The following is an 11,605-nucleotide window of genomic DNA, read 5'->3' as shown; positions in this document are numbered from 1 at the left end:
GACCTGTGGTGGTCAATGCGCTTGACGAACACGAACGCACGATAGGCTTCGCCGAAGTCGCGCTCAGCCAGATCAGAACGCTCCGCCATTCGGCCAATCCGCGCAATTACGAGGTCTGGTACGTCTACGCGACGGGCTACAACGCACCGCTGAACGAGATCATCAACGAGACGCTTTCGCGCAACGGCAAGCTGTCGCAGTCCGATCTCGATCAGCTCTACGACTCCTACCTCGCGCAGCTCAAGACGTCGGATCGCATCGACAAGGTCGGCGCGCGCGTCGTCGGCGAGATCGACGACCTGGTGAACATGCTCACCGATGCTCTCGGCAGGACGGCGAGCTACGATGCGAGCCTCGCGGGCGCCGATCAACGACTCGCGTCGGCCACCAGCCGCGAGCAACTGGTCGACATCATCGAGGCGCTGGCCCATTCGACCAAGCAGATGCGCGAAACCAACCGGATCCTCGAAGAGCGGCTGACGCTGTCCAAGGACGAGATCAGCGGGCTGCAGCACAGCCTGGAAGTGATTCGGGCCGAGAGCCTGACCGATCCCCTCACCGGCCTCGGCAATCGCAAATATTTCGACCGGATGATCGAGACGACGGTGCAGTCGGGGCTCGCGACCGAGCAGCCGCTGTCGCTGTTGATGTTCGACATCGACCACTTCAAGTCCTTCAACGATTCCTACGGACATCTCACCGGAGACCAGGTACTGCGCCTGGTCGGGATGACCCTGAAGCACGCCATCAAGGGCCAGGATATCGCAGCGCGCTACGGCGGCGAGGAGTTCGCCGTCGTGCTGCCCAACACCTCGCTACAGCACGCGCTGACGGTGGCCGATCACATCCGCCGCGCCGTCACGGCAAAGGAGCTCAAGAAGAAATCGACGGGAGAGATTCTCGGACGTGTGACCATCTCGGTCGGCGTATCCGTGCTGCGGGCCGGCGATGACACCGACGCCCTGATCGAGCGCGCGGACGCCTGCCTCTATGCCGCCAAGCGCAACGGCCGCAACAAGGTGGTATGCGAGAACGATCCCGAATACGCGACGACGACGCGAGGTCAGGTCGCCTGACGGCAAGGTCGCCAGCGACGCATATGGAGCATCAGCGTGTTCGCGATGATGCTGCGCGCGACGTCTGCCGGCCCCGCGCCACTGTCGCGCTGCGTGTTTTGCGACCGGCGGGACCCTTGTCTGCGCTCTTGTCAACGCTCTTGGCCACCTTTCCCGTCTTGGCCGGCTTGGTCTTTTTCACTGCCGGCTTGGTTGGTCCAGGCTTCGCCCCACCCCGGGTCGGGACCAGTCCGTTGCCCCGCGCCGCCCGCTTCTTGCTGGTCCGCTTGCTCAAGGCCGCCCTCTGGGCCGCTGCGAATGCATCTCTCGCCCAGACCGCGAACTCGTCGGTGTCATCGAACAGATGTGCCGGCACCTGCCAATACGACCGCACCGTCATGGTCCGCGCGCGGGTCTCGTAGGAAAACGGCTTGGATCCGGCCTCCTCGAATCTGGCAAAGCTGGTTTCGTCAGCACGGAGATAAAGGCCGCTGCGCAGCGCGAGCGCGAAGTTGATGCCGTCGGCGGAGATGCCGAAGCCGGAGAACATCCGCCGGATCGTGACCGGACCGAAGCCGGCGAACAGATCGATCAGGAATTCGCGGTCCATCGCGCCAGCTCCCGCCAACACCCCACTTGCTCGCCTGGAGTTTTCGGTCGGGAAGGTGGCGCGTGTCAATGTCCGGAACGCGACAGCTCCGGAGCCGCACTGGCTGGAAGCGGACGATCAGACCTCGGCCGGCTTGAGCTGCACCGACTCGCCGCAGCCGCAGGCACTGATCTGGTTCGGATTGTTGAAGACGAACTGGGCCTGCATCTTGTCAGCCTGATAGTCCATCTCGGTGCCGAGCAGAAACAGCACGGCCTTGGGATCGACCAGGATCTTGACGCCCTTGTCCTCGACGACCTCGTCGGTCGGCCGGATATCATGGGCATATTCGACCGTGTAGGACTGACCGGCGCAGCCGCCATTCTTGACACCGACACGCAATCCGATGATCTCGGACTCGGCGCGATCGGTGAGCTCACGGATGCGCTTGGCCGCCGCATCGGTGAGCCGCATCACCTGCGGGCGGGGCCGCGGCTTGGGCTTGGCAACAGGCGCTGTCGAATTCGTCGTGCTGGTCATGGCGTCATCCCGGCGGGGTATGTGATCCGCCCTTACTATTCAAACTTCGTGCCCGCTCGTCTCACCACATGTTCAGGACGAGCCGGGCCTCGTCGCTCATCCGGTCCGGCGTCCATTGCGGCTCCCAGACGATGCTGACGTTGACGACGCCGACACCCGGGACGCTCGCGATCGCGTTCTCCACCATGGTCGGCAGCTCGCCGGCCGCCGGACAGTTCGGCGTCGTCAGCGTCATCATGACGTCGACGCTGCGGTCGTCCTTGATGTCGACCTTGTAGATCAGGCCGAGCTCGTAGATGTCGGCCGGGATCTCCGGATCGAACACCGTCTTCAGCGCCGCGATGATCTCGCTGGAGAGCCGCTCGGTCTCCTCCGGCGGCAGCGCCGAATGCGTTTCGACGGACTGAGTTCTGACGTCGGCCGTGTCGGTCATGCAAACAATTCCCGCGCCTTGATCAATGCCTGTGCAAGCTGATCGACCTCTTCCCTCGTATTGTACATGCCAAACGAGGCCCTGCAGGTCGCCGTGACGTTGAATCTCTCCAAAAGCGGCATCACGCAGTGCGTGCCCGCACGCACCGCGACGCCCTGCCGATCGATCACGGTCGCGATGTCATGGGCATGCGCCCCCTTCATCTCGAACGAGATCACAGGGCCCTTGCCCTTGGCGGTGCCGATCAGCCGCAGCGAGTTGATCTCACGCAGCCGATCCTGGGCATAGGTGAGCAGGTCGTGCTCATGCGCGGCGATGCGCTCCTTGCCGACCGAGTTGACGTAATCGATCGCGGCGCCGAGCCCGACCGCCTCGACGATCATCGGGGTGCCAGCCTCGAACTTGTGCGGCGGATCGCCATAAGTGACCCAGTCGCGCGCAACCTCGCGGATCATCTCGCCGCCGCCATTGTAGGGGCGCATGGCAACGAGGTGGTCGTACTTGGCGTAGAGCACGCCGATGCCGGTCGGCCCGTACAGCTTGTGGCCGGTGAAGACGTAGAAGTCGCAGTCGATGTCCTGGACGTCGATGGCGAGATGCACGGCGGCCTGGCTGCCATCGACCAGCACCGGAATGCCGCGCGCATGCGCAATGCGCACGACCTCCTTCACCGGGACCAGCGTGCCGAGCATGTTCGACATCTGGGTGATAGCGACCAGCTTGGTTTTCGGCGTGAGCAGCTTCTCGAACTCGTCGATCAGGAAATTGCCGTCGTCGTCGACCGGAGCCCACTTGATCACCGCGCCCTGGCGCTCGCGCAAGAAGTGCCAGGGCACGATGTTGGAATGGTGCTCCATGATCGAGAGCACGATCTCGTCGCCCTCGCCGATGTTCGGTCCGCCCCACGACGACGCCACGAGATTGATCGCCTCGGTCGCGTTGCGGGTGAAGATGATCTCCTCGCTGCGCCGCGCATTGAGAAAGCGCGTGACCCGCTCGCGGCCGCCCTCATAGGCCTCGGTCGCGGCGTTGGCGAGATAGTGCAGGCCACGATGCACGTTGGCGTATTCGCTGGTGTAGGCCTGCGTCATGCGATCGAGCACCGCGCGCGGCTTCTGCGCCGACGCCGCGTTGTCGAGATAGACGAGCTTCTTGCCGTAGACCTGCAGCGCCAACGCAGGAAAATCCTCGCGGATGCGGGCGACGTCGTAGGATCCGTTGGAGACGGCGGGATGCGTGCTCATGCGCGCGCCTCCATCCAGTCCTGGGCGGCAGCAATGACGCGCTCGCGTAAGGAATCGTCCTCGATCGCTTCGATCGCCTCGCCGACGAAGGCCTGGATCAGCAGCGCCTGGGCCTGCTTCTCCGGCAGGCCGCGGGCCTGCAAATAGAACAACAGGCTGTCGTCGAGCGCGCCGGCGGTGGCGCCGTGGCCGCAGGAGACGTCGTCGGCGAATATCTCGAGTTCCGGTTTCGAGTCGGCCTCGGCCTCGTCGGACAGCAGCAGCGCACGGGTCATCATCTTGCCGTCGGTCTTCTGCGCGTGGGGGCGGACGATGATGCGGCCCTGGAACACGGAATGAGCGCGATCGTCGAGCACCGCGCGGAAGTTTTCGCGGCTGGTGCAGCCCGGCACCGCGTGGTCGACGACGAGCGTCAGGTCGCCATGCTGCTTGTCACGCAGCAGGTTGACGCCGTTGATGATCAGCTCGCTGCCTTCGCCCTTGAGAGTAATGAAGCCCTGCAGACGACTGACGGCGCCGCCTGTCGTCATGTTGAAGAGATTGAGTTTCGACCGCGCACCGACCTCGTACTTGGCTGAAGTTATGTTAACGGCGTCCCTGGCATCGCGCATCAGGCGAATGGTGGACAGCGCAGCGTCATCACCGAGGGAGACGACCACGGCGTCATTGGCCTGATAGCCTGAGGCACCATCGGCGGCGATCGCGCTTTCGATCAAGGTGGCCTGCGCGCCGTTCCCTACCGAAAGATGTGAGCGACTGGCACGCGATGCTTGCGATGCTGTCGCGATGTGAATGATCTGCAGCGGATGCGAGAGCATTGCACCGTCCGCCACGGAGATCAGGACTCCGTCGGTCGCAAGCGCCCCGTTCAACAGGACCATCGCATCGTTGACGGTCGTCTCCAGCAGCCGCTCGCTGCCGGCGCTCTGCAGCGCCTCGCGAAGCGTGTGAACCTTGACACCATCCTCGGAGGCCGAAATATCCGAGAGCTCCGCCACGAACACGCCGTCGACCAGCACCAGCTTCCAAGCACCGTCGACGGCAACAGAAGCCAGCACGGCCTTAGCCCGCGCCAGCGCCGCCGCGTCCGGCGCGCCTGCCAGCGGCAGCACCTCGCGCATCAGCGCACGCAGATCGGTGTACTTCCATTCCTCGATACGACGGTGCGGCAGGCCGGTGCGCTCGAAAGCCGAGAAGGCTTCGCGCCGGATATCGGCCACCTTGCCGGTGCCGGGCAGACGGCCCCAAGCGGCAGAGAGCAAGCTGCTCGCCGCCGGACCGCTGTCGTTCTTGACCAAAGCTACGTTCATCACAGATCCATTCACGCGAGGCTCAGGCCGCGTCTTCGAACTGGGCGTAACCGGACGCCTCCAGCTCGAGCGCGAGCTCCTTGCCGCCGCTCTTCACGACGCGGCCCTTCGACATCACATGAACGACGTCGGGGACGATGTAGTTCAGCAGCCGCTGATAGTGGGTGATCACGATCATCGAGCGCTCAGGCGAGCGCAGCGCGTTGACGCCGTCGGCGGCGATGCGCAGCGCGTCGATGTCGAGGCCGGAATCCATCTCGTCGAGGATGCAGAGCGACGGCTGAAACAGGGCCATCTGCAGCACCTCGTTGCGCTTCTTCTCGCCGCCGGAAAAGCCGACATTGACGCCGCGCTTGAGCATGTCCTGCGGAATGCTGAGCGATTTCGAGATCTCGCGCACCTTCCTGAGGAAGTCCGGCGTCGAATACTCCTCCTCGCCGCGCGCCTTGCGCTGCGCATTCAGCGCGGTGCGCAGGAAGGTCATGGTGGCGACGCCGGGGATCTCGACCGGATACTGGAACGCGAGGAACACGCCCTTGGCGGCACGCTCGTCCGGCGCCATGGCGAGCAGATCCTCGCCCTTGAACAGGATCTCGCCGCCGGTCACCTCATAGCCCGGCTTGCCGGCGATGACGTGGGACAGCGTCGACTTGCCGGAGCCGTTCGGCCCCATGATCGCGTGCACCTTGCCGGCGTCGATCGACAGCGTCAGGCCGTGGAGAATCTCGCGCTCCTCGACGCGGACCTGCAGGTTGTTGATTTCGAGTAGTGCCATGATCTGTTTCCGCTCAACGCTTGCCCTGGCGCCACCGATTCCATCGGGTCCGAGGGCGTGTGATATCGATGTCAGCACGAGCGGGCCGCGCCGCGGCCCCGCTGCAATGTGGCCTCAGCCGACCGAACCTTCGAGGCTGATCGAGATCAGCTTCTGCGCCTCGACCGCGAACTCCATCGGGAGCTGCTGCAGCACGTCCTTGACGAAGCCGTTGACGACGAGCCCGACCGCCTCCTCCTGCGAAAGACCGCGCTGGATGCAGTAGAACAGCACGTCCTCGGAAATCTTGGACGTGGTCGCCTCGTGCTCGAAGGTGGCCGAGGAATTCTTGGCCTCGATATACGGCACGGTATGCGCGCCGCATTTGTCGCCGATCAGCAACGAATCGCAGGCGGTGAAGTTGCGCGCGCCGGTGGCTTTGCGATGCGCCGTGACGAGACCGCGATAGGTGTTCTGCGAGCGGCCTGCGGCGATGCCCTTGGAGATGATCCGGCTGGTCGTGTTCTTGCCGAGATGGATCATCTTGGTGCCGCTATCGACCTGCTGATAGCCGTTCGAGATCGCGATCGAATAGAACTCACCGCGCGAATTGTCGCCGCGCAGGATGCAGCTCGGATATTTCCAGGTGATCGCCGATCCCGTCTCGACCTGGGTCCAGGAGATCTTGGAATTGTCGCCGCGGCAGTCGCCACGCTTGGTGACGAAATTATAGATGCCGCCCTTGCCTTCCGAATTGCCCGGATACCAGTTCTGCACCGTCGAGTACTTGATCTCGGCGTCGTCATGCGCGATCAGCTCGACCACGGCGGCATGCAGCTGGTTCTCGTCGCGCTGCGGCGCCGTGCAGCCTTCGAGGTAGCTTACGTAGGCGCCCTTGTCGGCGATGATCAGCGTGCGCTCGAACTGGCCGGTGTTGCGCTCGTTGATGCGGAAGTAGGTCGACAGCTCCATCGGGCAGCGCACGCCCGGCGGCACGTAGACGAACGAGCCGTCGGAGAACACCGCCGAATTCAAGGTCGCGTAGAAATTGTCGGACGTCGGCACCACGCTGCCGAGATATTTCTGTACGAGCTCGGGATGCTCGCGGATCGCCTCCGAGATCGGCATGAAGATCACGCCGGCCTTCCTCAGCTCCTCCTTGAACGTCGTCGCCACCGACACCGAATCGAACACGGCGTCGACCGCGATCTTGCGCGTCTCGGGGCTGCCGGCGCCGGGCACCGGCTCGACGCCTTCGAGGATCGCGACCTCGCGCAAGGGAATGCCGAGCTTCTCATAGGTCTTCAGGATCTCCGGATCGATCTCGTCGATCGAGGAGAGCTGCTTCTTCGGCTTCGGCGCCGAGTAGTAGTAGAGATCCTGGAAATCGATCTTCGGATAGTCGACGCGCGCCCAGGTCGGCTCGGTCATGGTCAGCCACCGGCGATAGGCCTCAAGGCGCCATTCGAGCATCCAGGCGGGCTCGTTCTTCTTGCCCGAGATGAAGCGGACGGTGTCTTCGGAAAGCCCCTTCGGAGCCTTCTCGGATTCGATGACGGTCTCGAACCCATAGCGATATTGGTCGACGTCGATCCGCCTGACGCGGTCGACCGTCTCTTGTACGGCTGGCATTCAATCCTCCGCTCGCGGTTTCAAGGACCGCGGTGGACACGTTCTGGAACCGTCTTACGACGTTTCCTCGACGAAATCACGCCCTTAGAATCACTCAAGCACGGTTTCGTCGCCACCTTTAAGTAGGGTCAATGACAGCTTTCGCCAAGCCTGCAGGCCGCGATCGACGTCCGCCTCCGTCGTGGACCAGCCCAGACTGAGGCGCACCGCTCCCTGGGCTGCTGCGGAACTGGCGCCCATCGCTTCCAGGACATGGGAGGGCTGGACCTTGCCGGACGAGCAGGCCGAGCCGGAAGACACCGCGATTCCTTCGAGATCGAACCCGATCACGGCCGTCTCGGCCTTGAGCCCCGGCGCCGTGAACAGCGTCGTGTTCGGAAGCCGCGCCGCTTCGGAGGAAAATACCGTCACGCCAGCGGTTTGACGAAGGCCCGTTTCCAGCCGGTCGCGCAGCGCCGTGATCCGGGGCAGGTCGACCTCGAGCTCAGCCAGGGCAGCACCGGCCGCGGCGCCAAATCCGGCAATTCCTGCGACGTTTTCGGTTCCAGCCCGGCGACCGCGCTCCTGGCCGCCACCGCGGAGAACCGGAATCGGCTCCTCCACACCAGCGCCCAGAACCAGCGCGCCGACGCCCTTGGGTCCGCCGATCTTGTGCGCAGAGATGGTTACAAGGTCTGCGCCCATCCCTTTGATATCGAGGGGTATTTTCCCGAATGCCTGGACCGCGTCGACCTGCAGCAGGCCGCCCGCCTGGTGCACGATCTCAGCAACTTTCGAAGCCGGTTGAAGCACCCCGGTCTCGTTGTTGGCGGCCATGACGGATACCAGCGCCGGCGGCCCTCCGGCCAGCAGGGCTTCCAGGCGGCCGAGATCGACCACGCCGGAGGGGTCGACCGGGATCGTCTGCACGACGGATGGCGCGAACCGGCCGCCGGCCAGCACCGAGGCATGCTCGACCGCCGACACCAGTAGCCGCTCGACCGGGCCGGCCGGCGCACGCAGGCCTGGGCTCAAGGCGAGCACATTGGCCTCGGTTCCGCCGGAGGTGAACACCACGCGGCGCGCGACGGTGCCGAGCCCCCGGGCGATCACCTCGCGGGCCTCCTCGGTCAGCCGCCGCGCCTTGCGGCCTTCGGCGTGAACCGACGAGGGATTGCCGACCAGATCCATGGCGGCGAGAATCGCCGCGCGCGCTTGCGGTCGCAGCGGGGTCGTCGCATTCCAGTCGAGATAGATCCTGTCGGCCATGGCTTCTTCTTATCAACTCGGGCCACGAACGACCATCGCTCGCCCGCGCCATGATGATGCGCGACGGCCCGCGTGATATTGTCGGGCGCGAGATTGAGATAGCGGGTCCGGTGCCATGAACAAGCTTGTCGGCTCGATGCTGCGTCCGAATGATCGGATCTTCTACGCGATCATGGCCGGGCTCTCGCTCGGCATCGGCGTCGTCAACGCCCTTTCCGCCGCCCACGATGCCGTCAGGCGGGGCGCGGCCTATGATCTGGAAAAACAGTTGCTGTGGGAGATGACGAGCATTGTCGTCCTCATCCTGCTGGCGCCGCTGCTGGTCGCTACGGTTCGTTCCATCCGGCTGGGTCCGGCTACCATGGCACGTCACATCGCGCTCGCAATTGCCGCCGTGGTCGCCTTCTCTGCGCTTCACATGATTGGCATGGTGACGCTGCGCAAGCTGCTGATGTGGACCGCGGGCGGCGCCTACGACTTCCAGCTCTCGCTGGCCACCATCGTGTACGAGTTCCGCAAGGACGTCATGACGGCGCTCCTCATCGGTGCCACGCTCTGGCTGTACGACGGCTATCGCGCGAGCGCTGTCCGAGAGCCGACACGGCGATCCGAGCCGCCTGCCCCTGCCACGCTCTGGCTGCGCGACGGCGCGAGCCGCATCCGCATCTCGCCGGCCGACATCCTGTGGGTCGCCGCGGCCGGCAACTACGTCGAATATGCCATGGCCGACGGCAGGCGACATCTGATCCGCGGCACCTTGTCGGCCGCCGAGGTCGAGCTCGCCCGCTTCGCGCTCGTCCGCATCCACCGCGGCCGGCTGGTCAACATGGCCCGGGTCGCCGCGCTTTCGGTCCTGCCAACGGGCGATTTCGGCCTGACCTTCGACAACGGACAATCCGCGCAGGGCAGCCGCCGCTATCGCAGCGCCGTTGCGCAACTGGAGCACAGGGCGTCGCTGCGCTGAACGGCCGGGCTGCAGACGAAAACGCCAGTATTTTCATCGAATTGCAGGCGCATTCGGATCACGTTCCGCGACCGCTTCGCCCCGCCGCTGTATCGGCGGCCCGGTCTGCATCCCTGCCGCAGCCGCCTTGCCGGGCGTTGAAAATCCTTGCTTTTTGCCCCGCGCTCCATGCTAGAAGGCCAACTTCCAGTCACGCCAGCGCTGCTCCGTCCAAGCGAACGGATGGCGCTCGATCACCACTTTTCCTGCTGAACTCGTCGGCGAGGCGCCAGATGAAGCATGGACGAAGTCGGTCGACGCTCTGCCAAGGATTCTCTGATGCCTGAAGTCATCTTCAACGGTCCGGCCGGCCGCCTCGAAGGCCGTTACCATCCGGCGAAGCAGAAGAACGCGCCGATCGCGATGATCCTGCATCCGCATCCGCAGTTCCACGGCACGATGAACCATCAGATCGTGTACCAGTGCTACTATGCCTTCGCGCATCGCGGCTTTTCGGTGCTGCGCTTCAATTTCCGCGGCGTCGGCCGCAGCCAGGGTTCGTTCGATCACGGCACCGGCGAGCTGTCCGATGCGGCCTCCGCGCTCGATTGGGCGCAGACCATCAACCCCGAAGCTCGCGCCTGCTGGGTCGCCGGCTTCTCGTTCGGCGCCTGGATCGGCATGCAGCTCCTGATGCGCCGCCCGGAGGTCGAGGGCTTCATCTCGATCGCGCCGCCCGCCAACCTCTACGACTTCTCGTTCCTGGCGCCCTGCCCGTCCTCGGGCCTGATCGTGCACGGCGAGCGCGATGCGGTGGTGCCGCCCAAGGACGTCAACACGCTGGTCGAGAAGCTGAAGACGCAGAAGGGCATCGTGATCGACCAGCAGGTCATCCCCGGCGCCAACCACTTCTTCGACGGCAAGCTCGAGCCGCTGATGGAAACCATCACCGCCTATCTCGACATGCGCCTCGCCAATGTGAGGTGAGGTTGCGTCATCACCCGCGAAAGAGAGCGGGTGATCCAGTACGCCGCGGCTTCTCGGCTGATCATCAGCGTCTCGGAATACTGGATCGCCCGGTCAAGCCGGGCGATGGCACTGTGAGCGGCGTGAACGCTCGGTACGACAACAACGTTCCTACGCCGCCTGCTTCAACAAATACGCATCGTGCCGCGCGAGGAACGCGCGCAGCAGCTGCGGATAGTCGGCGCTGACCGCCGTCCTCACGCTCGGCCGTTGTGCGAGCCGATCGCGCCACGCCCGAACCTTCGGCGTGGACGCAAAGATGCCGAGATCACCGTAGCCATCGAACACATCGAAGTAGCGGAAGATCGGCGCGAACACGGCGTCGACCAGGCTGAAGCGGACGCCATCGAAATACGGCCCCTCGCCCAGCGCGGCCTCGACGCGGACGAACTTCGCCGTCAGCGCCTCGCGCTTGGCCGCGAACACCGCGGCATCCTGCGTCGTCTCCAGGCCCCAGAGATCGCCGAGGATCGCTGAACCGAACTCCATCCAGGCGCGATGCTGCGCACGCGCGAGCGCGTCCTCGGGATGCAGCCTCGCGCCGGCTTGCGTGTCCTCGATGTACTCGCAGATCACGTTGCTCTCGAACAGCGCCACCTCGCCTTGCGCCGTCGGCACGACCAGCACCGGCACCTTGCCGAGCGGCGAGATCTTCAGGAACCAGTCGGGCTTGTTGGCGAGATCGATGTCGATCCGCTCGAATGCGACGCCCTTCTCGGTGAGCGCGATGACGGCGCGCTGCACATAGGGGCAGAGCTTGTGGCTGATCAGCTTCAGGGCAGGCGCCATGACATCCTCGGCAGTTTGATGCAGATGCATCAAACTAGATGC

General features: G+C 64.5%; 12 protein-coding genes. 3 read left to right on the top strand and 9 right to left on the bottom strand.

Going from position 1 to position 11,605, the window contains the following annotated elements; genetic code table 11:
• The first annotated feature begins 8 nt into the window (after nt 1–8).
• Nucleotides 9–1,076, top strand: coding sequence for a GGDEF domain-containing protein (locus ACQR0W_RS12175; RefSeq protein ID WP_315751668.1), 1,068 nt, complete (start codon nt 9–11; stop codon nt 1,074–1,076).
• Nucleotides 1,077–1,107: 31 nt separating this feature from the next.
• Here ACQR0W_RS12175 and ACQR0W_RS12170 read toward each other — a convergent pair whose 3' ends face one another.
• The 8 genes from ACQR0W_RS12170 to ACQR0W_RS12135 all read right to left on the bottom strand — a co-directional run bounded on the left by ACQR0W_RS12170 (nt 1,108) and on the right by ACQR0W_RS12135 (nt 8,805).
• Nucleotides 1,108–1,665, bottom strand: coding sequence for a TfoX/Sxy family protein (locus ACQR0W_RS12170; RefSeq protein WP_316186944.1), 558 nt, complete (start codon nt 1,663–1,665; stop codon nt 1,108–1,110).
• 117 nt (nt 1,666–1,782) lie between these two features.
• Nucleotides 1,783–2,184, bottom strand: a complete 402-nt coding sequence (locus ACQR0W_RS12165) for a HesB/IscA family protein (RefSeq protein WP_315712149.1) — start codon at nt 2,182–2,184, stop codon at nt 1,783–1,785.
• 61 nt (nt 2,185–2,245) lie between these two features.
• Nucleotides 2,246–2,617: an SUF system Fe-S cluster assembly protein gene (locus tag ACQR0W_RS12160; RefSeq protein ID WP_316186943.1), complete on the bottom strand. Its 372-nt coding sequence runs from the start codon at nt 2,615–2,617 to the stop codon at nt 2,246–2,248.
• The gene (locus ACQR0W_RS12155; protein ID WP_315712152.1) at nt 2,614–3,861 is read right to left on the bottom strand and encodes a cysteine desulfurase; all 1,248 of its coding nucleotides are present in this window, start codon (nt 3,859–3,861) and stop codon (nt 2,614–2,616) included. Before ACQR0W_RS12155 ends, ACQR0W_RS12160 begins: the two co-directional genes overlap by 4 nt.
• Complete coding sequence (sufD, locus tag ACQR0W_RS12150) at nt 3,858–5,171, bottom strand: Fe-S cluster assembly protein SufD (RefSeq protein ID WP_316186942.1); 1,314 nt, start codon at nt 5,169–5,171, stop codon at nt 3,858–3,860. The genes ACQR0W_RS12155 and sufD overlap by 4 nt, the downstream gene beginning before the upstream one ends.
• A 22-nt stretch (nt 5,172–5,193) precedes the next feature.
• The gene (gene sufC / locus ACQR0W_RS12145; RefSeq protein WP_315712154.1) at nt 5,194–5,946 is read right to left on the bottom strand and encodes a Fe-S cluster assembly ATPase SufC; all 753 of its coding nucleotides are present in this window, start codon (nt 5,944–5,946) and stop codon (nt 5,194–5,196) included.
• A gap of 114 nt (nt 5,947–6,060) precedes the next feature.
• Nucleotides 6,061–7,557, bottom strand: a complete 1,497-nt coding sequence (gene sufB / locus ACQR0W_RS12140; protein ID WP_315712155.1) for a Fe-S cluster assembly protein SufB — start codon at nt 7,555–7,557, stop codon at nt 6,061–6,063.
• Between the two features lie 90 nt (nt 7,558–7,647).
• Nucleotides 7,648–8,805 (bottom strand): cysteine desulfurase family protein, encoded by a 1,158-nt coding sequence (locus ACQR0W_RS12135; protein ID WP_316186941.1) that lies wholly within the window; start codon nt 8,803–8,805, stop codon nt 7,648–7,650.
• A gap of 172 nt (nt 8,806–8,977) precedes the next feature.
• Between ACQR0W_RS12135 and ACQR0W_RS12130 the strand changes: the two genes are divergently transcribed.
• A complete protein-coding gene (locus ACQR0W_RS12130; RefSeq protein ID WP_316170475.1) occupies nt 8,978–9,769 on the top strand; it encodes a LytTR family DNA-binding domain-containing protein in 792 nt (263 codons plus the stop codon).
• 318 nt (nt 9,770–10,087) lie between these two features.
• On the top strand, nt 10,088–10,735 hold the full coding sequence (locus ACQR0W_RS12125; protein WP_008971476.1) for an alpha/beta hydrolase: 648 nt from the start codon (nt 10,088–10,090) through the stop codon (nt 10,733–10,735).
• 150 nt (nt 10,736–10,885) lie between these two features.
• On the opposite strand, the gene ACQR0W_RS12120 is transcribed toward ACQR0W_RS12125, so the two are convergent.
• Complete coding sequence (locus ACQR0W_RS12120; RefSeq protein ID WP_316170474.1) at nt 10,886–11,563, bottom strand: glutathione S-transferase family protein; 678 nt, start codon at nt 11,561–11,563, stop codon at nt 10,886–10,888.
• Nucleotides 11,564–11,605: the final 42 nt, after the last annotated feature.

Origin of the sequence: Bradyrhizobium sp. HKCCYLRH1034 (assembly GCF_051168375.1) — a bacterium.
Classification (GTDB): domain Bacteria; phylum Pseudomonadota; class Alphaproteobacteria; order Rhizobiales; family Xanthobacteraceae; genus Bradyrhizobium.
The sequence above is the reverse complement of the archived record's forward strand: the minus strand, read 5'-3'. Positions and strand labels throughout refer to the sequence as shown.

Bases quoted from the DNA above. Each gene is read 5' to 3' on its own strand.
- sufD (WP_316186942.1), bottom strand. From the start codon at position 5,171: ATGAACGTAGCTTTGGTCAAGAACGACAGCGGTCCGGCGGCGAGCAGC.
- ACQR0W_RS12135 (WP_316186941.1), bottom strand. From the start codon at position 8,805: ATGGCCGACAGGATCTATCTCGACTGGAATGCGACGACCCCGCTGCGA.
- ACQR0W_RS12170 (WP_316186944.1), bottom strand. From the start codon at position 1,665: ATGGACCGCGAATTCCTGATCGATCTGTTCGCCGGCTTCGGTCCGGTC.
- ACQR0W_RS12155 (WP_315712152.1), bottom strand. From the start codon at position 3,861: ATGAGCACGCATCCCGCCGTCTCCAACGGATCCTACGACGTCGCCCGC.
- ACQR0W_RS12160 (WP_316186943.1), bottom strand. From the start codon at position 2,617: ATGACCGACACGGCCGACGTCAGAACTCAGTCCGTCGAAACGCATTCG.
- sufB (WP_315712155.1), bottom strand. From the start codon at position 7,557: ATGCCAGCCGTACAAGAGACGGTCGACCGCGTCAGGCGGATCGACGTC.
- sufC (WP_315712154.1), bottom strand. From the start codon at position 5,946: ATGGCACTACTCGAAATCAACAACCTGCAGGTCCGCGTCGAGGAGCGC.
- ACQR0W_RS12130 (WP_316170475.1), top strand. From the start codon at position 8,978: ATGGCCGGGCTCTCGCTCGGCATCGGCGTCGTCAACGCCCTTTCCGCC.
- ACQR0W_RS12165 (WP_315712149.1), bottom strand. From the start codon at position 2,184: ATGACCAGCACGACGAATTCGACAGCGCCTGTTGCCAAGCCCAAGCCG.
- ACQR0W_RS12120 (WP_316170474.1), bottom strand. From the start codon at position 11,563: ATGGCGCCTGCCCTGAAGCTGATCAGCCACAAGCTCTGCCCCTATGTG.
- ACQR0W_RS12125 (WP_008971476.1), top strand. From the start codon at position 10,088: ATGCCTGAAGTCATCTTCAACGGTCCGGCCGGCCGCCTCGAAGGCCGT.